The following is a 20,798-nucleotide window of genomic DNA, read 5'->3' as shown; positions in this document are numbered from 1 at the left end:
GAATCCGGCGTTCGCGGCCGATCCGGCTAACCAGGGGCCCGATTCTAGGCGGGGAAGGCTGTCAGGAAACTGTCAATGTGCCGGCTATGTCATTGGGGTTTACGCTGAGGGCGACAAACTCTGCTGGCGGGGACCGGCTGACGAATCGGGGCCGGCGACGGTGAAATCGTCTTCGCTGCAGTGCGCAGGGACTGGCCGCGACGATGAACGTGCGCCGATGTCCGGAAGCCGCGCTAAGCGGGCAGGCGCGCCGCCTTGAATTGTTTCCAGAAGCGGCGCAGCGGCTGCCTGTCAACGCTGACACCCTTTGCGATATAGCCGCGCGCATAGCCACAGCCAATCGCAAGTTGCTGCCGCTCTGTCCCCAGGCGCAGCAACAGTCCCTTTGCGACCGCCATATCATTGCGCCATCCCAGGTCATCCTGCAGGCGCGACAGTTGCCGGCGATAGCGGCGCAACTTATTCGCGGCAAACAAGGATTCAAAGAACTCGGTCGCGTAGCGCAGCTTCTTTGCGGCGATACGCGCACGATGGCGCCGCTGCTCATCGAGCCTGGCCATGCCTCGGCCCCGCTTGAGCAGCCTGCGTTGCCGCTTGCGCAACGTGGTCAGCGCGAAGTCCCTGGCGGATCCGGCAAGTGCCGCGCGCTGCGCTTCGTCCAGCCCATGGTCCCAGTCCGCGCTGCCCAGCCAATGGCTCAGCGTCAGGACCAGCCGGGTGTAACGATCGGAATTCACGGCCTGGGCCGCGCGTTGCCGGGCATCGGCTGCGACTGCCTTCGCCGCGGCAAGCACCGCGCCCGCGCCCACGTCCTCCGGCGCCCCATCGAACGCCTCACGCAAGGTGGTGTTGGCGAGCACGTCCCAGTCGCGTGCGGGGCCCAGTTCATCCGCAATCCATTTGAGTTCCGCTTGCAATGCCGGCGGGCAGGCAATCAGCGGCTCAAAGATATCAAGCGCCGAGCGCAGGCGACGCAGGCCGACACGCATCTGGTGCACGCTTTCCGGATTGGAGCTGTTGACCACGCCGCGTTCGTTCCCCGAGATTTGCGCCAGGCAGTTCCGGGCAATGCACTGAAACACCGCTTCCGCCGACCCGGCGTCGGCCAGCCTGAGGGGCTGCGCCCGTACCGCTTCATTGGCCTCGTCAGCGACCAGTGCATAGCCACGGTCGCCTTTGCTGGCGCGGCTCAGGCGCATTGGCACTGCGTCGAGCAGCCGCAGGGCAAACGCTGACAGATGGGCCGGCTCCCCGGCCTGGATCTCCATCTCAAGCTCGCGGATTGGTTCCGTGGCATCGTTCGCACGGACCACGCCGCGATCGACAGCCAGTTCGACCTCGTCCCCCTGTGGCAAGCGCAACAGCAGGACCGTGCGCCGGACATCCGTGATGAAGATCGGCTTCAGGCGTTCTGCCAGGTCGCCTTCACGGAGCAGCGTCCCCAACGCAGTGCCCTCGGGCAGCTTGTCTCGTAGTGCACCAAGATCTGGCGTATTTCCGGAAACCACCGACTCAAACTCTTCCCGCTCGTAAAGCGCCCCATGCTGCGTGCCACAGGTCTTCAAGGTCTGCACGTAATGATCACCCGCTTGTCGTACGCGCAGCGATGCGTGCATACGCCGAAAGGCAAGATCCGACGTATCGAAATACGTGCTCACGAGCCTGTCCTCGTGCGGCGGCTCCACGCAGCAGGACGACACCAGGGGCAAGCCGATCAGGCCTTCGGCCTGGTCCTGCAGCAACTCGAGCTTGAGTTCGCGTTCCATTTATCCGAGCTTTGCCGTGTCCTCGAATTTTGCGTATACGCTGGCCTGGACTGCGTTCATCACTGCAAGGATCTCGTCACTGGCTGGGCCGCTGGTTGTTACGCCCGTGGCGTTCTTCGGCTTCGAACCGGGCGGGTCGAAGACAAAGAGCGTATCGAACTTTCCGGCCGACGCTTTCTTCAGGCGCCGGTTAAGTGCTTTCAGGTATCGCTTCTTGTCAGTCTTTGACATAGGTTCCACGGTTATCCGCGGTGGTAATCACAACCAAAATCATTGAACTACCTGCTTAGTGAATTCACTGCGTCACCAGGCGGCACTGCTAGTGCGGCTGGCCTCCATTCGACTCCGCGCCGGTGAAAGGGATTTCGTGCTCCCGCAACTTCTGCAGTGATCGGGTCAGCCTGGCGCCGTACTTGCGGTCCGCGGCCAGCAGCAGGGCCTCTATGCCGTCGTCCAGCCCGGCAAGCTCGCGGTCACCCGGCAGCCTGGTCGCTTTCATCTCCTGCAATTCGTTGGCAATGCGCTTCGCCAGCTTGCGCACAAACTCCGGGTCAAGGTGCCCTTGCGCTGCAGCATCTCCAATATGCTCGATCAAGCGCTTCAGGCCGTCCGGGGTGGTCTCGGTCGCAGAGAGTATTTCGTGTGTCATCGGCAGCTCCAGTGGGCGCGTAAGATCATTCTACGCATCGGATGCTCATAAGATGGTACGTATTTCGCGGGAGCAGTGCGATCCAATTCGCCCCGATATGCGTGATACGCCAGCTAGAATCTGGAAGGATTCCCCCGCACAGGCACTCACACCATGAAACCCGAATCCGATCCCATGCAAAATGCGTCGCCGACGGACGCGGGGGAGGAGCGCCTCGGCACCCCGGTCGATCCGGATGGCCTGCTGAATGGCAATGAGCTCTATATCAACCGTGAACTCAGCCAGCTGGAGTTCTTCGGGCGCGTGCTGCAGCAGGCCGCCGATCCCGCGGTGCCGCTGCTGGAGCGCCTGCGTTCCCTGTGTACCTTCAGCAGCAATCTGGATGAGTTCTACGAGATCCGCGTGGCCGGCCTGAAGGAGCAGTGCCTGCTTCAGTCTCCGGTGGCCGGCCCGGACGGGCTGACGCCGCAGGCGGTCTATGCGAGGGTCAACCAACGGGTCCGGGAGCTGGTTGATCAGCAGTACCGCCTGTTCAATGACATGCTGATTCCGGCCATGGCCGAGCAGCAGATCCGCTTTTTGCGGCGGCCCTCGTGGAACCCTACGCAGGCGGAATGGATCCGGGAGTTCTTCTTCGCCGAACTGATGCCGGTCCTGACACCGATCGGGCTGGACCCGGCGCATCCGTTTCCACGGGTGCTTAACAAGAGCCTGAATTTCGCCGTCGAACTCGAGGGCAAGGATGCGTTCGGGCGCAACTCCGGCTATGCGATCGTGCAGGCGCCGCGAGCGCTGCCGCGGGTTATCGCTTTGCCACCGGATATCGCCGGATGCGAGCATGGCTTTGTTTTCCTTTCTTCCATCCTGCATGCCCACGTCGGCGAGCTGTTCAGTGGCATGACGGTGCGCGGCTGCTACCAGTTCCGCGTGACCCGCAACAGCGAGCTGTTCGTGGACGAGGAAGAGGTCAAGAACCTGCGCGAGGCGCTGCAAGGCGAACTGCCGCACCGTCATTATGGTGATGCGGTCCGGCTGGAGGTGGCTGATAACTGCACGCCGGCAATGACTGCGTTCCTGCAGCAGCAGTTCGGCCTGGCGGCAAGCGAGGTGTTCTCCGTCAACGGACCGGTCAACCTGGTTCGCCTGATGCAGGTGCCAGATCAGATGGACCGGCCGGAACTGAAGTACCTGCCTTTCCGGGCCGGCCTGCCGAAGGTGCTGCACGAGCATTCCGATATCTTCCGCGCCATTCGCGAGGGCGACATCCTGCTGCATCACCCGTTCCAGTCGTTCACACCGGTGGTGGACTTTGTCGTGCAGGCGGCACAGGACCCCGATGTGGTGGCAATCAGCCAGACGGTGTATCGGGCCGGGCACGACTCGGTCCTGCTCTCGGCACTCATCGAAGCCGCGCGCAACGGCAAGGAAGTCACGGTCGTGGTGGAACTGCTGGCCCGCTTCGATGAAGAGGCCAATATCGGTTGGGCAACGCAACTGGAGGAAGTCGGCGCGCATGTCATCTATGGGGTCGTCGGTTTCAAGGCGCACGCCAAGATGGTCATGGTATTGCGACGCGAGGGTGGGAAACTCCGGCGCTATGTGCATCTAGGCACCGGGAACTATCACCACCAGACCACGCGCACCTATACGGATTTTGGATTGCTCACATGCAATGAGTCGCTGACGCAGGATGTGGCGCAAGTGTTCAGCCAGCTGACCGGCCGTGGCCAGACCCATTGCATGACCCATATCTGGCAATCGCCCTTCACGATGAAGCAGGCATTGCTTGAGGCGATCCGGCGCGAAGCCGGGCACGCCAGGGCCGGGCGCAAGGGATGGATCATTGCCAAGATGAATGCATTGCTGGAGCCTGACCTGATCCAGGCGCTGTACGACGCCTCACGCGACGGTGTCCGTATCGACCTGATCATCCGGGGCGCCTGTGCGCTGCGCCCCGGCGTTGCCGGCTTGTCGGAGAACATTGCGGTGAAATCGGTCATGGGCCGGTTTCTCGAACACTCGCGCATCTTATATTTCCACGACGGCGGCGCGGAAAAGGTGATGCTGTCCAGCGGTGAATGGATGGAACGAAGCCTGTCCCGGCGGATCGAGATCTGCTTTCCCATCCTCGATGCCAGGTTGAAGGAACGCGTCATCGCGGAAGGGCTGAAGCCGTACCTGGCAGACCGGTGTGACGCCTGGCAGATGACGCCGGACGGTAGATACGAGCGTCAGGCCTCGCGTGACGGCGAGGCTGCGCAGAATATCCTGCTGTCGGCTTTGACGTGAGCCCTGCATAAGGGCGCCGCATCATCCGCTCGCGAATGGCCGGTTGAATCCGCGGATCGAAGCAGGCCACCGCATAGTTGATGTGGCCCATGACGTTTCATTTTCTATACATACTTTTTCCGATCGCTCTGGCGGCCTGTCTACTACTTCCTCGCTAAGCCGTTCAGCTCGCGCCAGCATTCCCCTCCAGTGGGGATTGACCGCATTTTTCGGCGCCCTGGATACCAGTTCCGCGGTGCCTGCCGGAACCTCCGGAAACGACTTTCCATGACCGGCAATGCCTTGTCCTGCAAGGCTTCACGGGAATTCCACAGCCTCGCGGCGACTGTTCCCCATGACCAGTGCCGTGCGCTCCGACATTATCCTGCGCGCCGGTGGCGCGGCGTATTTTCATCCGCGCCGCGGGATGCCATTCCGTATAACCGCGGCCTCGTCCATAGAGCCGATTTTCCATTCCAATTCCGCCAGCTAGATTGACCTCATCGTTGGCGCCGCCAAAGCCATCGAATTTTACGTGCTCAAAAGGCCAAGGAAAAGGGGTCCATCCATGAAACGCATCCACATGAAGCTGGCGGCTTTGCCGCTCGCCTGTCTCGTCATCACGGTCGCAGGTTGCGGGGGAGGCGGGGGCGACTCGACCTCTACCACTGCCGCCACTACAGCACCAGGCACCGGCACGTCAACGTCAACGCCGACGTCACCCACGTCGCCAACAACGCAGACCGCGGCCAGCAGCAGCGCCATGCTGTCGGGTACCACCGATCCCGGGCCCGAGATCGGTAAAGACGGGGACTTCTACCTGAATACCGTGACCTGGATGCTGTTCGGGCCCAAGGCAAACGGCGTGTGGCCGGCAGGGGTTTCGGTGGCGGGTACCGGCAATACCGGCACGGCCGGGAACACCATCCTGTCCGGCTCGGTCGATCCGACCGACAGCGTCGGCAACAATGGCGACTACTACATCAATACCTCCACCTCGACCCTGTTCGGGCCCAAGGCAAACGGCACGTGGCCACCGGGCGTCCCGATGGGTGGCGGCACCGGGTCGGGCACCGGCGGCGGCGTCGTCCTGACGGGCGCGGGGGCGCCAGCCAACAGTGTCGGCAACAATGGCGACTACTACCTCGACACCAACACCTGGACGCTGTACGGGCCCAAGGCCAATGACGTGTGGCCGGCAGGGGTCACGCTGGTCACCCAGCCGGGCGGCAGCGGCGGCACCGGCGGCACCGGTGGCGGCACTGCAGGCAATGGCGGTCACATCCTGTACGGCAGCGGTGCGCCGACCGACGACATCGGCGTCGACGGCGACTTCTATTTCGACACCACGACCTCGACGCTGTACGGTCCCAAGGCGGGCGGAAAGTGGCCGACCTCGGGCGCGACCGCAGGGACAGGCACCGTCTACAACGGCAACTTCAACGTGCCAGACACGCTCAGCCGCGGCCGCTATGCCATGACCGGCGCCGGCGGGGCGGTGCCGTTGCCGACGGACTTCGGCGTCGTGATCCCCTACGATTGCACCAAGGTCACGCTCACTGCCAGCACACTCGGCAAGGTGCAGGGCACGCTGGACATCTCGGTGTACAAGGTGACGGGGTCCGGCGCGTCAGTGACCCTCACGCCCGTCAAGGATCTGAGCTGCAAAGTCACCAACGGCCTGCAGAACTGCAGTGAAGAGGTGCCGGCCGGTACCGTCAGCCACAACGACAAGCTGCAGGTACAGGTCGACAACAACCAGGCCACCGATTGGGGAGGCCTCGCCGTCAACCTCGCCTGCGTCAAGTAAGCCGGTTGGATGGGGCGCGCGTCTGTCTCGGGGGAGGCAGACGCGCGCCTGAGCGGAGGCAGGGCAAATTGTCCTGCCTCCTTTCATTTTTTCCGTGGTGCCTGGCATGTTGAACGACTGCGTGCAGCCCGTTCAGCTTGACCTGTTGCATACCGGGACAGTGCGGATCGGGGAGGGCCCCGGCCGGCCTGATCGATGACGTGGGCCACCGCTACGACGTGCGGTTTCCGCTCAACATGACCTATCGGTGGGGATCTGGCGGAGCAGTTCGGACAACACGTCGGCATCGCCGACATGCTGATGTTTCATCAGCGCCGCGCTAGCCACCAGCGCGGGCCACGTCGTCAGCCGGCAGCCTGCCCCGCAGGCATAGTACCCTGAGCGTCGCGGCAAGTAGCCGCTCCCAACGGCACCGCCATGATGGCCGCATCGCGTCGACGGGCAACGGGCACGGCTGTGCCGGCTCCGTAGCCGCTGCCACGTCCGCTTGCAGCGCGGGCTGCGCGAAGACGGCGTGCCCGCTGTACTGGGCCAGCAGTTCCTCGCGGCTGACTTCCTGCACCCCACCGCCCCAACCTGGCAGGGCGACGAGAAACCGGCCGTGCTCGCAGCGCTGCAGCAGTACGCACGGCCTGTTCTTGTCCAGCAACAGGATGGCCGGTATCGAGGTATCCGGGATATCGTCGAGCTCGCGTTCCGCCAGCCGGGTTGACAAGCCGGCGCGCGCCGCCGCGGCGCAGAGCAGCGGCAACGTCAGGGCCTGCCCGTCCAGCGGCAGCCCTTCCAGCAGGACCGCTGAAGGCACCGTCCGTTGCAAGGCCCGGTTCAGCAACAGCAGGCAGCCCAACATCGGATCGTCCGCACCCGTGAGCCGGCTCATTGCGGCAGGAGGCTCCCGGCGGCCAGTCACGAAAGACAGGTCGGAAGTGCCGGGATGCACCGCGGGCGTGGTCCTGGGTTGCTGGGTGCGCCGTGGTGGCGCTGATTCAGCTTCGATGTCTTCTGCTGGCGCCTCGCATAGTGCAAGGTCAGCCTGCGCATGTCGCCCGCGCGAATTCCGTTCACCCATGATTCCCCCCGGCTTCAGTGGTGTGAGCTCTACTGCGAGGGTAGTGCACCAGGGAGCGCGAGCCCATCATGCAAACAGGCTAGTGCAGCCGCGGCAAGACTGATTCAGGATTGAAACACCCGGGGCATGCCTGTTCCCTGGCGCGAACCGGCCGGCCCCCTCAACGCCGCTGCGCCAGCCAGATCCCCGCCGCGATCGCGGCCAGCCCCACTGCGTGGTACCAGCGGGGCCAGTCGCCCAGCAGCAGTGTCGACAGCAGGGCGGCGAACACCGGTGTCAGGGTGATAAAGAACACCGGCAACTGAGCGCCCGCGCGGGCGATGGCGCGGTCCCAGGCAAAGTAGGCGAGCAGCGAAGGAATGGTTGCTACATAGAGCAGGATGGCCGCGACCTTGTCGTTCCATTGCAGGGGCTGGTCCAGCGTCATCAGCTCCCATGCTGTCACGGGCGCGCTTGCCAGTACGCCGGTGACGATCTGCGCGAACAGCAGCACGGGCAGGGGCACGGCGGGGCGCTGCTTGCGCAGCAGCCAGGTATAGCCGCTCCAGGCAATGGTGGCGGCCAGCATGAACAGGTCGCCGGCGACCAGGTCCAGCTGGGCGAGCCGGCCCAGCTCGCCGCGTACCAGGACGAAGGTCACGCCGACCATGCACAGCAGCGCTCCGGCGACATGCCATGGCTTCACCCGTTCGCCAAAACAGATCGCGCCGATCACGATCAGAAACAGCGGCGTGGATGCGCCGATCAGCGTCACGTTGATCGGTGTCGATGTAGTCAGCGCCAGGTACTGCAGGGCGTTATAGCTGGCGATCGAAAGCACGCCCAGGGTGGTGATTACGCCGGCGTGCCGGCGCAGTGCCGCGCGGTGCTCGATCACGCCGCGCCAGGCAAAGGGTGCCAGCAGCAGCCCGGCCAGCACCCAGCGCACAGAGTTCAGCGTGATGGGTGGCACCGTGCCGGCGGCCAGGCGGCCGACGATGGCATTGCCGGCCCAGCTCAGGGGCGGGAAGGTAAGCAGGAACAGCGTTGTCCAGTCGATGCGTCCAGTGGTGTTGCTGCTTGCGTGCATGGGGATGGGGCGCTTGTAAAAAAGCGCATTATCCGCCATGCACGGCGCCTGGGCGCCTGGCGCCAAGATCCAGGGGGGAATGTGTCATGGCCTTGCGCAGGCCATGACCGCAGTCATTGGTCAGGTGTCCCGAGCGCGCGGCTGATGCGCAACGCTCCCAGGGTGCCGATCACGCCAGACAGCAGGTAGAGGCTGACCGCCGCCAGGCCGAACAGCGATGACAAGCCCAGCGCCACCAGCGGCGCAAAGGCGGCGCCGAACAGCCAGCCGAAGTCCGTGGTCAGGGCGGCCCCGGTGTAGCGGAAACGGCGTTCGAAGTTTGACGTCACCACGCCCGCAGCCTGCCCGTACGACAGGCCCAGCAGGCCGAATCCGACCAGGATGAAGGTGTCCTGGCCGGTGGCGCCGCCACCGAGCAGCCACGGCGTTGCCAGGCTGAAGATGCCGATCAGCACGGCCATGGCCGCCAGCGTGGTGCGCCGGCCGATGCGGTCCGCGATCCAGCCGGATAGCAGCGTGCCGATGAACGCGATGAAGCCGCCCACGATCTGCACGGCCAGCACGTCAGAGATGTCCTGTGTGCGGTGCAGGATCACCCAGGAGAGCGGGAACACCGTGACAAGGTGGAACAGCGCATAGCTGGCCAGCGCAGCAAAGGCCCCCAGGAAGATGTTGAAGCCTTGCGCGTTCACCATCTGCAAGGTGCTGATCGGCTCCAGCTCGTCTTCTTCGAGCAGCTGCGTGTATTCATGGGTCACCACCAGGCGCAGCCGTGCAAACAGCGCCACGACGTTGATGGCGAAGGCCACATAGAACGGATAGCGCCAGCCCCATTCGATGAATTCAGGCGGGGTCAGGCTGGCATGCAGGAACAGGTACAGCGAACTGGCGATGATAAAGCCGGTGGGCGCGCCGAGTTGGCCCACCATTGCATACCAGCCGCGCTTGTTCTCCGGCGTGTTGAGCGCCAGCAGCGACGGCAGCCCGTCCCACGACCCGCCGAACGCAATCCCCTGCAGGAAGCGGAACAGCGCCAGCAGGTAGATCGACGCGGCACCGATCGACGCGTACGACGGCAGGAACGCAATCCCCACCGTGGCCGTACCGAGCAGGAACAGTGACGCCGTCAGCTTGATGCCCCGGCCCCAACGCCGCTGGATGCGCATGAACAGCGCAGTGCCGAACGGGCGCCCGATGAACGCAAACGAGAAGATCGTGAAACTGTAGAGCAGCCCGGCCAGCTCGCCCGCGAACGGAAAGTAGACCGCCGGGAAGACGAGCACGGAGGCGATGCCGTACACGAAGAAGTCGAAGTACTCCGAGGCGCGTCCGATCACCACCCCGGTGGCGATCTCGGCGGGTGCCACCTGGTGGTGGCCGGGCGCCGGAGGTGCAGTCGGCGATGCGCGATGCTGGTGGGTGAGGCTGGCCATCGTCAAGTCTCCTTCTGGCAGGAGTGCTTCGATACTGCACGTGGAGCCGACCCCATTCGGATGAAATTGGCTCTTAAGTCTCGCACTGACAAGAATAGCGCCTAAACTGCCATAGAAAAACGAAAGGTGATTCACCGGCAGTTTGCCGATATTCCTCAGACGCCACATCCGAGACTATGGGCCGCTTCGACGCTGTAGTGCCGCTAAGACGTGTGCAGGGAAGATTACTGCTTCGGTGTGCCGCCGCAGTCATGCTGGCGTGCCTGGCCGGCTGTAATGCAGTGCTGCTTGCGCCATCAGGAGACATGGCCGTGCGCCAGCGCGACCTGATCATCATCGCCACCTGCCTGATGTTGCTGATCATCGTTCCGGTGATCATCCTCACGCTGCTGTTTGCGTGGCGCTATCGGGAAAGCGCAACCGACGCGCCCTACAACCCCGACTGGGACCACTCCACGGTGCTTGAACTGGCGATCTGGGCCGCGCCGCTGCTGATCATCATCGCGCTGGGCGCCGTGACCTGGGTTAGCACCCACCAGCTCGATCCCTACCGCCCGCTGACGCGGGTCGAACCAGGCAGGCCGGTGCCGGCGGACGTGAAGCCGCTGACGGTGGAGGTGGTGGCGATGGACTGGAAGTGGCTGTTCCTGTATCCCGAGCAGGGCATCGCCACCGTCAACGAGCTGGCTGCACCGGTCGACCGGCCCATCGCTTTCCGCATCACCGCCACCTCGGTGATGAACGCATTCTTCGTCCCGTCGCTGGCCGGCATGGTCTACGCCATGCCCGGCATGGAAACCAAGCTGCATGCCGTGATCAACAAGTCCGGCGTGTATGAAGGCTTCTCCGCCAACTACAGCGGCGCGGGCTTCTCGCACATGCGTTTCAAGTTCCACGGGCTGTCGAGCGAGGACTTCGAGCGCTGGATCCAGCAGGTCAAGTCATCGGGCCAGGGGCTGTCCACGGACACCTACCTCAAGCTCGCGCAGCCCAGCGAGCGTGAAGCGGTGCAACGCTATGCCAGCGTGGCGCCAGGCCTCTACGACCTGATCCTGAACCGTTGCGTGGGCGGCGGGCCGTGCGTGGCAGACACCATGGCGCTTGACCGCAGCCGCGGAAAATTCGACCCGTCCGGCGCGGTCTGCACGGCGCGCAACACCCCGGCCACAGCACCGGTGTTCGCGCGCAATGACGGCCGGGTGCTGCTGCAGTAAGGCGCGGATCCGGATCTTCCCTTGCGGTACTGGCCAGCCCCATCGGCCATGGTTGGTTAATTCAGGCCCCAGGTGACAAACATGCCCGAGCGCTCGGAACTCGCCAATTTGATCTTCGGCCGTCTTTCATGGGAGGCCGTCCCGCTGCATGAACCCATCCTGCTCGGCACCTTCCTCGTGGTGGTGCTCGGCGGGGGCGCATTGGTCGCAGCGCTTACCTACTACCGCCTCTGGGGCTACCTGTGGCGGGAATGGTTCACCAGCATCGACCACAAGAAGATCGGCATCATGTATGTGATCCTGGGCATCGTGATGCTGCTACGGGGCTTTGCCGATGCGGTCATGATGCGCATCCAGCAGGCCGTCGCGTTCGGCGACAACCTTGGCTACCTGCCGCCGCACCACTACGACCAGATCTTTACCGCGCACGGCGTGATCATGATCTTCTTCGTGGCCATGCCGCTGGTCACGGGGTTGATGAACTTCGTCATGCCGCTGCAGATCGGCGCCCGCGACGTGGCCTTCCCGTTCCTGAACAACTTCAGCTTCTGGATGACCACGGGCGGTGCCATCCTGGTCATGATGTCGCTGTTCGTGGGCGAGTTCGCGCGCACCGGCTGGCTGGCCTATCCGCCGTTGTCCGGCATCATCCACAGCCCTGACGTCGGCGTCGACTACTACATCTGGGCGCTGCAGGTGGCCGGGGTAGGGACCTTGCTATCCGGGATCAACCTGCTGGTGACCATCGTCAAGATGCGAGCGCCCGGCATGACGCTGATGCGCATGCCGATCTTCACCTGGACCGCGCTGTGCACCAACGTGCTGATCATCGCCGCGTTCCCGGTGCTGACCGCGGCGCTGGCGCTGCTTGCCCTGGACCGCTACGCCGGCACCAACTTCTTCACCACCGAGCAGGGCGGCAGCGCCATGATGTACGTGAACCTGATCTGGATATGGGGCCATCCGGAGGTGTACATCCTTGTGCTTCCCGTGTTCGGGGTGTTCTCGGAAGTGGTTGCCACGTTCTGCCGCAAGCGCCTGTTCGGGTATGCGTCGATGGTCTACGCCACGGTGGTGATCACCGTGCTGTCGTACCTGGTCTGGCTGCACCATTTCTTCACGATGGGATCGGGTGCCAGCGTCAATTCGTTCTTTGGCATCACCACCATGATCATCTCGATCCCGACAGGTGCCAAGATCTTCAACTGGCTGTTCACGATGTACCACGGCAAGATCCGCTTCGAGCCCCCGATGCTCTGGACCATCGGCTTCATGGTCACGTTCGTGATCGGCGGCATGACCGGCGTGCTGCTGGCGGTGCCGCCCGCTGACTTCTCCTTGCACAACAGCCTGTTCCTGATCGCGCATTTCCACAACGTGATCATCGGCGGCGTGCTGTTCGGCCTGATGGCAGGCATTACCTACTGGTTCCCGAAGGCATTTGGCTATCGCCTGGTCTCGTCCTGGGGCAAGGCATCGTTCTGGTTCTGGCTGGTCGGCTTCTACTTTGCGTTCATGCCGCTGTACTGGCTCGGGCTGCATGGGGTGACCCGGCGCATGAGCCATTTCGAGGATGCAACGTACCAGGTCTGGTTCCAACTGGCTGCGTTCGGCGCCTTGCTGATCGCCATCGGCATCACCTGCTTCCTGGTCCAGCTGGTAGTCAGCTTCATCCACCGTGAGGAGCTTCGCGACCTGACCGGTGATCCGTGGAACGGCCGCACGCTCGAATGGTCGACCTCATCCCCGCCGCCGCAGTACAACTTTGCCTTTACGCCGGTAGTGCACGACACCGACGCCTGGTGGCACATGAAGCAGAATGGCTATGCGCGGCCGCAGCAGGGCTTTATTCCGATCCACATGCCGAAGAACACCGCGGCCGGCATCGTGCTCGCGGGGTTCTCCACGCTCTGCGGCTTCGCGTTGATCTGGCACATCTGGTGGCTCGCGGCGGCAGCGTTCGCGGCGACGATCATCGGCGCGATCATCCATACGTTCAACTACAAGCGCGACTATTACCTCCCGGCCGATCTGGTGATCCAGACCGAGGCGGCGCGCACACAACGGATGGCAGGCCATGGCTGACACGACCTTTCCCAACCATGTGAGTGGCACCGCCGCCGCGGACACGGCGCCGCCGGGCGGCTACCAGTTCTACCTGCCCGAAGACCATCACCCGCAGAACGGGACGCTGCTCGGGTTCTGGCTTTACCTGATGAGCGACTGCCTGATATTCGCGTGCCTGTTCGCCGCGTATGGCGTGCTGGGCCGGGAGTATGCGGGGGGACCGAGCGGGGTAGAGCTGTTCGAGCTGCCGCTGGTGGCGCTGAACACCTCGTTCCTGCTGCTGTCGTCGATCACCTACGGCTTTGCCATGCTGCAGATGCAGCAGAACCGCATCGCCGGCACCCAGATCTGGCTGGCCATCACGGGGGTCTTCGGCGCGGGGTTCCTGGCGGTCGAGCTTTATGAGTTCGCGCACCTGGTCCATGAGGGTGCAGGGCCGCAGCGCAGTGCGTTCCTGACCTCGTTCTTCGCGCTCGTCGGCACCCACGGGCTGCACGTGACGTGCGGCATCATCTGGCTGATCGTGCTGATGACCCAGGTGGCGCAGCACGGGCTGATTACGGCCAACAAGCGCAGGCTGATGTGCCTGTCGATGTTCTGGCACTTTCTCGACGTCGTCTGGATCGGCGTCTTTACCTTCGTCTACCTGATGGGAGCGTTGCCATGAGCGCGCACGACGAAACGCTGGACAGCCACGGACACAGCCATGGACATGACGAGGAAGTGGGGCCGCACGCCACGCTGGGCGGCTATCTGACGGGCTTCGTGCTGTCCGTCTTCCTGACCGCCATCCCGTTCTGGCTGGTGATGGGAAAGGTGTTCGACAAGTCGTCCACCACCGCCATCGTCATCCTGCTGATCGGCGCCGTGCAGATCGTGGTGCACATGATCTACTTCCTGCACATGAACGCCAGGTCGGAGGGCGGCTGGAACATGCTCTCGCTGATGTTCACGCTGGTGCTGGTGGTGATCACGCTGACGGGTTCGCTATGGGTGATGTTCCACCTGAACAGCAACATGATGCCGACCATGCAGCATGAGCGCACGACAGACGCCGGCACGGCGATCGTGCCGCCCAGGACCAAGTAGGCACGGGCCCGCAGCGGCGGGAATGGATTCCCGCCTCGTTCCCGTTCACGGGGCCTGGCATGCGCGCAACGCGCCTGGTCGCGACCCTGTGCCTGGCGCTGCTTTCCGTGCCGGCTTGCGCGCAGCGGCTGGCCGTGGAGGTCGAGAACTTCAGCACGCCAGGCCCTTGTGCGGAAGAAGACAATGTCTCGTTCGCTCTGTCCGCCGCCGCGGTTGCCAGGTTCCGGATCCAGGCATTGCATCCCCCCTACGTCAACGCCATCCGCATTGACAGCTCCGCGCCGGATTTCTCCGGGTGCAACTTCGGCAAGACGCCTCACCCGACTGATCCGCGCCATGTCTTCGTGCCGCGCACGGTCATCCTTCATGACGACAGGAACATTGCCATTGTCGGCATCACGTTCGCCAGCTTCTGGCGGCCACATCGGGTCCCGGTCACGGTAGCGGGCAGGGCCGATGCCGGCTTTCACCTGATCCAGGTGTTCCGGAAATCCGGCCGGACGCGTACCGAGGTCCTGGTGCTCTATCCCGCCGATGGCTACTGGCGGGCGAAACCGTTGCCGGCCCGCAATCTGGGTGTCAATGCATATGGCTCTTCGTTCTTGCTGGGGCCGGTAGAGCAGGAAGGGCGCCCGGTGGTCAACATCGTGCGGATAGAAATCGAGCCGCAACCCTTGGCCTTCAGGCTGCATTTCACGGAAGGAGGCCAGGCAACGGTCACGATCACTGAAATCAGCGACATCCGTACGGCGCTCGATGTCCGGTTCCTTCCGGCCCATGACGCCAAACGTCCGTTTGCGATGCTGCGTTCCATGTATGTTGCCGACGACAATGCAGACGCGAGCGAAGTCTCCTGGACCACCGGGCCGGCTGGTGAGGCCATCAGGAAGCCAGTGATGGCCGTCACTTCAATGCAGGCGACCGCGGTGAGATTCGGCCGTACGGTCCGGTCGCGTCACAACACCAGTGCCCCCGATTTGATGTTCGACGCCTTCGAAGCGCCTCCGACGGAGGGCACGACGCCAATGGGAAAGAGCCCGGACTGAGTCGATTCCGGCACCTTACGACAAGCCAATATATTCATGTCGACAATAAAAATTACGACTGCTATGATTGGGCGCTCGATAGCCTGAGCCGTTAGAAATCGCTTGCCGCACGGTGGTGCGGGCTGGCATCAGTTTTCAGGCTGGGAAATTGTCGAAAGAACATGGGGACGACGATGTCATCACTGAAAGAGCTGCTCGCCATCACATTGTGCGCCGGGGCAATCATTGCCCTGGGCGCACCGGGGCCCGTGCAGGCACAGGAAGCCTGGCCCGCGCGCCCGATTCAAATGATCGTTCCGTCGTCTCCCGGGTCGGGAACCGACGCGCTGGCGCGGGCCATGGCGCAACGCCTTTCCGAATCACTGAAGCAGGCTGTGGTCGTGGAGAACCGGCCGGGCGGCAGCGGGGTGATCGGGACCAATGCCGTCCTCAAGGCGGCGCCGGACGGCTACACGATTCTCTACACAACGGCATCCAACATGGTGGTTGCGCCGGCCGTCATGAAGTCCGTTTCCCAGGAGGCAAGGAAGAGCCTCGTGCCGATCGCGCAGACAGCCGCGGGTGGGGTGTTGCTGCTGGTTAGCCCGGATCTGCCGGTGCACGACTTGCCAGGACTCATCGAGCTGGTGAAGGCGAATCCGGACAAGTACAGCTATGGCAGCTGGGCCACCGGCTCGTCCGCGCACTTGACGATGGAATGGCTGAAGAAGCAGACCGGCATGAAGACCGAGCACGTCGCATATCGGACATCCAGTCAACTGCTCACTGAGCTTTCCTCGGGGGTGCTGAAGATCGGCTGGACCGATCCCAGCGTGGCGGTTCCGTTCCTGCGTTCGGGGAAGGTGCGTGGCATTGCCATTGTCGGCAACGTGCGCTCGCCACAGCTTGCCAACGTCAAGACGATGAGTGAACAGGGCTATAAGTTCAATACGGTGGGATGGTTCGGCATGTTCGCGCCGGCCGGAACCAGTCCGGCGATCGTGAAGCGGCTGGCAGATGAGGCCAACAAGGTGCAGGCATTGCCGGAGATCGCGGCGCTGATGAAGAGACTGAACTTCGAGCCACCTCCGGTAAAGACCTCCGCGCAGTTGGGCGAGATCGTCCGGAACGATCTGCAAGTCTGGACGAAGATCGCCAACGACGCAGGGATCAAGGTCGACGAATAGGAGCTGGCGCACCTGCGCCAGCGGATCCTTGTCACAAGAAGGAAAGTTCAAGGCGTGCAAGGTAAAGCGGAACGTTGCGCCTTGCCAGATGATTCAATCGTCGCGAAAGACACTCAGACATCAACCGATCCACTGCGTCACCAAATCGGTCTGTCCTTTGGCGAATTCAAGCGGCGATCCGCAGGTGAACGGTCATATTCGATAGAGCACAGGAGACGACATGGCAAAACTCGTTAAGTTTTATGAAACAGGCGGACCCGACGTCCTTCGTTTTGAAGACGGCAGCGTTGGTGAGCCCGGACCGGGGGAGGTCCGCGTCCGCCACGTGGCGGCAGGCCTGAACTTTGCCGATACCTATTTCCGCAGCGGCACTTACAAGGTTCCGCTGCCCAGCGGCATCGGCAACGAGGCTGCTGGCGTGATCGAGGCCGTCGGTGCCGGCGTTAGCCATCTGGCGGTCGGGGACCGTGTGACCTATACGGGATTTACCAACACGCTGGGCGCCTACAGCACGGACCGGCTGATCTCTGCCGATCCGCTGATCAAGCTGCCGGAGGCAATCAGTTGCGAAGTCGCGGCGGCCATGACGATGCGGGGCTTGTCAGCGGCCTACCTGATGCGCCGGATCTACCCCTTCAAGGCGGGCGACTCCATCCTGCTGCATGCCGCGGCAGGTGGTGTTGGCCTGATTGTTTCGCAGTGGGCCAAATTGCTGGGGCTGACGGTGATCGGCACGGTTTCCACCGATGCCAAGGCCGAAGTGGCGCGCGCCCACGGCTGTGACCACACCATCAACTACAGCCATGAGGACGTGGCCAAGCGCGTGCGGGAACTGACGGACGGCGTGGGCGTGAACGTGGTCTTCGACAGCGTGGGCAAGGACACCTTCATGTCCTCGCTGGACTCCCTCAAGCGCCGCGGCTTGCTGGTGTGCGTGGGTTTCGCCTCCGGCCCGGTCACCGGGTTCGATCCGGCAATTCTGGCCCGCAAAGGCTCGGCATTCCTGACGCGCCCGGGCCTGGCCGACTATATCGCCGATCCTGCCGAGAAGGCGGAACTGGTAGGTGAGCTGTTCGGCCACGTGGCGGCTGGCCGCATCCGCATCGGGATAAATCAGCGCTATGCCCTGGAGGATGCAGTGCAGGCACACCGGGACCTGGAGTCTCGAAAGACCACCGGCTCGTCGATTTTCGTGATTTGACAGCACGACGCAGCTCTCTCATCCAATTCGACATTCTCAAGATTCACATCTCAACCCGGAGATCCATCAACATGAACTTCCTTGACGGCCACCTGTATCCCGAGAACCAGCAGCCTCTGATCATCACCGCCGCTCCCTATGCGCCGGGCTGGATCCCGTCAGACTTCCCGGAAGATATCCCTGTCACCATGGCGGATCAGATCCAGAAGGCGGTGGATTGCTACGAAGCCGGTGCGAGAGTGCTGCATCTGCACGTGCGCGAAGAGGACGGCAAGGGCAGCAAGCGCCTGTCCAAGTTCAATGAGCTGATCGCCGGCGTGCGCAAGGCCTGTCCCGAGATGGTCATCCAGGTGGGAGGCTCTATCAGCTTCGCGCCTGAAGAGGGCCAAGGCGCCAAATGGCTTAGCGATGACACGCGGCATATGCTGGCCGAACTCGATCCGAAGCCCGACCAGGTGACGGTGACCGTCAACACCTCGCAGATGAATGTGACGGAGCATGCTGGTGTGGATGATTTCAAGGGACTGTCGCGAGGGTTCGCGCACCTCTACGATACCTACAAGGACATGGTCGTGCCCTCGAATCCCAGCTGGTTCGAGGAGCACGTTCGACGTCTGACCGCCGCCGGAATTCAGAGTGAGTTTCAGTGCTACAACATCAACAGCTTTGAAACGATTGAGCGGATGATTCGCCGCGGCGTCTACAAGGGCCCGCTGGTGATGAACTGGGTGGCTATCAGCGGCGGCATGGATCAGGCGAACATCTACAACCTGGCAAATATTCTGCGAGCTGTGCCGGACGGAGCCGTGGTAACGGTGGAGAGTTCGGTGCTGAATGTGCTTCCCATCAACATGATCGGCATGGCCTTGGGCCTGCATGTGCGGTGCGGCATCGAGGACGTACTCTGGAACCAGACCCGCACGGGAAAGATGAGCACCGTCGAACAGATCAAGCAGCTGGTGCGTATCGCCGGCGAATTTGGTCGCCCCATCGCGACGGCGCAGCAGACCCGGGAGATCTTGCAGCTTGGGGTCTTCTACGACACGGTGGAAGAGACGCTTCAGAAGAATGGCTTCGCACCCAATCGTAACGGTGGCCACCAGGGCTTCCTGCGCAAGGCCGAATGCATGTAAAGAGCCCTGGGGGGGACTGATGGCCGGGCATCCTCGACCCACCATGTGATTGCCGAAGGCGGGACCCGCGACGGTATGGGTCCCGTTCTTTCGCCTTGCTGCCGTGGACCCTCAAGACCTCGATCGCCGTGTGGCCGATGCTGCGAGCAGGGTTTTCCCTCTGTTTGGGCGAAACGACAACAACTTGTCGTGATCGGTCAAGCCGGTTGACGCGGGGCGATCCGAGAATGGAGAAATGACGGCAATCAAGAGGTACAGACATGAGGAAGCGGACCAATAACTTATGGTGGCGCGGATACGCCTTGGCGATCGGAGTTGGTGTCGTCGGCGGGATGCCCGTGGCTCAGGCCCAGGAGGATTGGCCAAGCAAGCCGATCCGCCTGGTGGTTGGAGGGCCTGCCGGCGGCAGCGCCGACGCCTTGGCGCGGCTGCTGGCGGAAGGCCTGCAGAAGGCATGGAGCAAGCCGGTTATCGTAGAAAACAAGCCTGGTGCCGCCGGCGCGCTGGCGATCAGCGATTTGCAGGCCACCGGCAAGGATGGTCATACCCTTCTGGTCATCCAGGGCGGCGTCGTGAGCGAAGCGCCGTTGGCCTACAAGGTCCATTACAAGCCCTTTGCCGACCTGAAGCCCCTGGCCCAGGTCAGCCGGACGGGGTTGGTGCTGGTTGCCAACAAGGATGTGCCTGTATCCAACCTGAAGCAGTTGGTGGACTACGGCAAATCGCAAAAGGACGGCCTGGTTTTCGCGTCTTACGCTGCGGGATTGAGGGGCCACACCTCGGGCATACTGCTCGGGCAACTCACCCACGTGCCAATGCGGCATGTTGGCTACAAGGGCTCGCCTCCGGCGTTGAACGACCTGATGGGCGGCCACGTGCCGCTGATGTTCGATGGGGTGACTACCTCATTGCCGCTGATCAAGGCGGGAAAGATCAAAGCGATTGCGGTGGCCTATCCAAGCCGAATTTCCGCATTGGCGGATGTGCCTACGTTCAAGGAGCTCGGCTACCCGCAGCTGGCGCAGGCAGGCTGGTTCGCCGTGTGGTCGCGCCCGGATGTCGCTCCGGCAGTCCAGCAAAAAATCCGCGAGGCGACGCTGGCGTACTTCAAGCAACCCGGGGTGCAGAACCGCGTCAAGGATATGGGCATGGAGCAGGGGAATGCCGTCACCTCGGAAGAGATGATGGCGGACCTGAAGCAGGCATACCAGCAACAGGCCGCGCTGCTGAAGTCCATAAACTACCAGCCAGAGTAATACGGCAGTCACCTGGCCGCGCAACTGGCTGGGTGACTACCGGTGCGGCAGGCCCCTAGTGAAGCCCGATCACGAGCGTTTGCGCATGAACGCTTCGGCCTGCGGCCACTCGCCATAGCCAAAAGCGGGGTTCAGATGCCCGACCGATCACGTCGATCTTTCAGTAAGTCGCGTCACCGATGATGGCGGTGCGCTCCATCTTCCGGTGGCACGGGGGGTAATCCATCACTGCGTAGTGCTGGGTTGAACGGTTGTCCCAGAACGCAACGCTGTTTTTCTTCCAGCGGAAACGCACCTGGTATTCGGGGATGGTAGCCTGGCTGACCAGGTAGTTCAGCAAATTGGCGGCACCCGGCGCCTTGTCGATGCCGAAGCGCACGTTGTCGGGCACGTTGTAATTGGTGAAGTGCGTCGTAAAGCTTCCGTTGACGAACAGGATCTTCTCTCCGGTTTCAGGATGGGTGCGCACAACCGGGTGCTCGGCATCCGGGAACTGAGCCTTCAGTGCAAGACGCTTTTCGATCGGCATGGCGGCACCGAAGCTGGCCTCGATGCCGTGGCG

19 protein-coding genes are annotated in these 20,798 nt (G+C 63.0%); 11 read left to right on the top strand and 8 right to left on the bottom strand.

All coding sequences use genetic code 11. The annotated features are described in order from the left end of the window. Window positions 1-233 precede the first annotated feature (233 nt). The 3 genes from AC1Q7H_RS21605 to AC1Q7H_RS21595 form a co-directional block, all read right to left on the bottom strand. The gene (locus AC1Q7H_RS21605) at window positions 234-1,766 is read right to left on the bottom strand and encodes a CYTH and CHAD domain-containing protein (protein WP_492378642.1); all 1,533 of its coding nucleotides are present in this window, start codon (window positions 1,764-1,766) and stop codon (window positions 234-236) included. After that, the gene (locus tag AC1Q7H_RS21600; RefSeq protein WP_013952655.1) at window positions 1,767-1,997 is read right to left on the bottom strand and encodes a hypothetical protein; all 231 of its coding nucleotides are present in this window, start codon (window positions 1,995-1,997) and stop codon (window positions 1,767-1,769) included. Window positions 1,998-2,085: 88 nt separating this feature from the next. After that, entirely contained in the window at window positions 2,086-2,415 is a 330-nt protein-coding gene (locus AC1Q7H_RS21595) for a hypothetical protein (RefSeq protein ID WP_013952656.1), read from the bottom strand. Between the two features lie 153 nt (window positions 2,416-2,568). Between AC1Q7H_RS21595 and ppk1 the strand changes: the two genes are divergently transcribed. Beyond that, window positions 2,569-4,704 carry a polyphosphate kinase 1 gene (gene ppk1 / locus AC1Q7H_RS21590; RefSeq protein WP_153955853.1) on the top strand — a complete coding sequence of 712 codons (2,136 nt, stop codon included), beginning with the start codon at window positions 2,569-2,571 and terminating at the stop codon, window positions 4,702-4,704. 510 nt (window positions 4,705-5,214) lie between these two features. On the opposite strand, the gene AC1Q7H_RS21585 is transcribed toward ppk1, so the two are convergent. Then, complete coding sequence (locus tag AC1Q7H_RS21585; protein WP_249221269.1) at window positions 5,215-5,448, bottom strand: hypothetical protein; 234 nt, start codon at window positions 5,446-5,448, stop codon at window positions 5,215-5,217. On the opposite strand from AC1Q7H_RS21585, the gene AC1Q7H_RS21580 reads away from it, so the two are divergent. Continuing rightward, complete coding sequence (locus AC1Q7H_RS21580) at window positions 5,447-6,493, top strand: hypothetical protein (RefSeq protein ID WP_249221270.1); 1,047 nt, start codon at window positions 5,447-5,449, stop codon at window positions 6,491-6,493. The genes AC1Q7H_RS21585 and AC1Q7H_RS21580 overlap by 2 nt on opposite strands. A gap of 319 nt (window positions 6,494-6,812) precedes the next feature. Here AC1Q7H_RS21580 and AC1Q7H_RS21575 read toward each other — a convergent pair whose 3' ends face one another. The 3 genes from AC1Q7H_RS21575 to AC1Q7H_RS21565 form a co-directional block, all read right to left on the bottom strand. Then, window positions 6,813-7,373 carry a cysteine peptidase family C39 domain-containing protein gene (locus tag AC1Q7H_RS21575; protein ID WP_492381699.1) on the bottom strand — a complete coding sequence of 187 codons (561 nt, stop codon included), beginning with the start codon at window positions 7,371-7,373 and terminating at the stop codon, window positions 6,813-6,815. A 349-nt stretch (window positions 7,374-7,722) separates the two neighbouring features. Beyond that, window positions 7,723-8,631 (bottom strand): DMT family transporter, encoded by a 909-nt coding sequence (locus AC1Q7H_RS21570; RefSeq protein WP_492381698.1) that lies wholly within the window; start codon window positions 8,629-8,631, stop codon window positions 7,723-7,725. A gap of 113 nt (window positions 8,632-8,744) precedes the next feature. After that, window positions 8,745-10,064 (bottom strand): MFS transporter, encoded by a 1,320-nt coding sequence (locus tag AC1Q7H_RS21565; RefSeq protein ID WP_013952663.1) that lies wholly within the window; start codon window positions 10,062-10,064, stop codon window positions 8,745-8,747. Between the two features lie 176 nt (window positions 10,065-10,240). On the opposite strand from AC1Q7H_RS21565, the gene cyoA reads away from it, so the two are divergent. The 9 genes from cyoA to AC1Q7H_RS21520 all read left to right on the top strand — a co-directional run bounded on the left by cyoA (window position 10,241) and on the right by AC1Q7H_RS21520 (window position 20,236). Next, the gene (gene cyoA / locus AC1Q7H_RS21560) at window positions 10,241-11,278 is read left to right on the top strand and encodes a ubiquinol oxidase subunit II (RefSeq protein WP_153953966.1); all 1,038 of its coding nucleotides are present in this window, start codon (window positions 10,241-10,243) and stop codon (window positions 11,276-11,278) included. Between the two features lie 81 nt (window positions 11,279-11,359). Further along, window positions 11,360-13,363, top strand: a complete 2,004-nt coding sequence (gene cyoB, locus AC1Q7H_RS21555; protein ID WP_211981157.1) for a cytochrome o ubiquinol oxidase subunit I — start codon at window positions 11,360-11,362, stop codon at window positions 13,361-13,363. Beyond that, complete coding sequence (gene cyoC, locus AC1Q7H_RS21550) at window positions 13,356-14,012, top strand: cytochrome o ubiquinol oxidase subunit III (RefSeq protein ID WP_013952666.1); 657 nt, start codon at window positions 13,356-13,358, stop codon at window positions 14,010-14,012. The genes cyoB and cyoC overlap by 8 nt, the downstream gene beginning before the upstream one ends. Next, window positions 14,009-14,434 carry a cytochrome o ubiquinol oxidase subunit IV gene (gene cyoD, locus AC1Q7H_RS21545; RefSeq protein WP_013952667.1) on the top strand — a complete coding sequence of 142 codons (426 nt, stop codon included), beginning with the start codon at window positions 14,009-14,011 and terminating at the stop codon, window positions 14,432-14,434. Before cyoC ends, cyoD begins: the two co-directional genes overlap by 4 nt. 59 nt (window positions 14,435-14,493) lie before the next feature. After that, window positions 14,494-15,480: a hypothetical protein gene (locus AC1Q7H_RS21540; protein WP_211981158.1), complete on the top strand. Its 987-nt coding sequence runs from the start codon at window positions 14,494-14,496 to the stop codon at window positions 15,478-15,480. A gap of 173 nt (window positions 15,481-15,653) precedes the next feature. Beyond that, window positions 15,654-16,646, top strand: coding sequence for a Bug family tripartite tricarboxylate transporter substrate binding protein (locus AC1Q7H_RS21535; RefSeq protein ID WP_492380165.1), 993 nt, complete (start codon window positions 15,654-15,656; stop codon window positions 16,644-16,646). Window positions 16,647-16,866: 220 nt separating this feature from the next. Continuing rightward, window positions 16,867-17,847: a quinone oxidoreductase family protein gene (locus AC1Q7H_RS21530; protein ID WP_153953964.1), complete on the top strand. Its 981-nt coding sequence runs from the start codon at window positions 16,867-16,869 to the stop codon at window positions 17,845-17,847. Window positions 17,848-17,918: 71 nt separating this feature from the next. Beyond that, entirely contained in the window at window positions 17,919-18,980 is a 1,062-nt protein-coding gene (locus AC1Q7H_RS21525; RefSeq protein WP_010809758.1) for a beta-keto acid cleavage family enzyme, read from the top strand. Window positions 18,981-19,240: 260 nt separating this feature from the next. Then, entirely contained in the window at window positions 19,241-20,236 is a 996-nt protein-coding gene (locus AC1Q7H_RS21520) for a Bug family tripartite tricarboxylate transporter substrate binding protein (protein WP_153953962.1), read from the top strand. Window positions 20,237-20,396: 160 nt separating this feature from the next. Here the strand turns inward: AC1Q7H_RS21520 and AC1Q7H_RS21515 are convergent. Continuing rightward, window positions 20,397-20,798 (bottom strand): TauD/TfdA dioxygenase family protein (locus AC1Q7H_RS21515; protein WP_492381697.1); only part of this gene is annotated, 402 nt, incomplete at its 5' end.

The sequence above is a fragment of the Cupriavidus sp. GW823-FHT06D04 genome, from assembly GCF_058795055.1.
The sequence above is the reverse complement of the archived record's forward strand: the minus strand, read 5'-3'. Positions and strand labels throughout refer to the sequence as shown.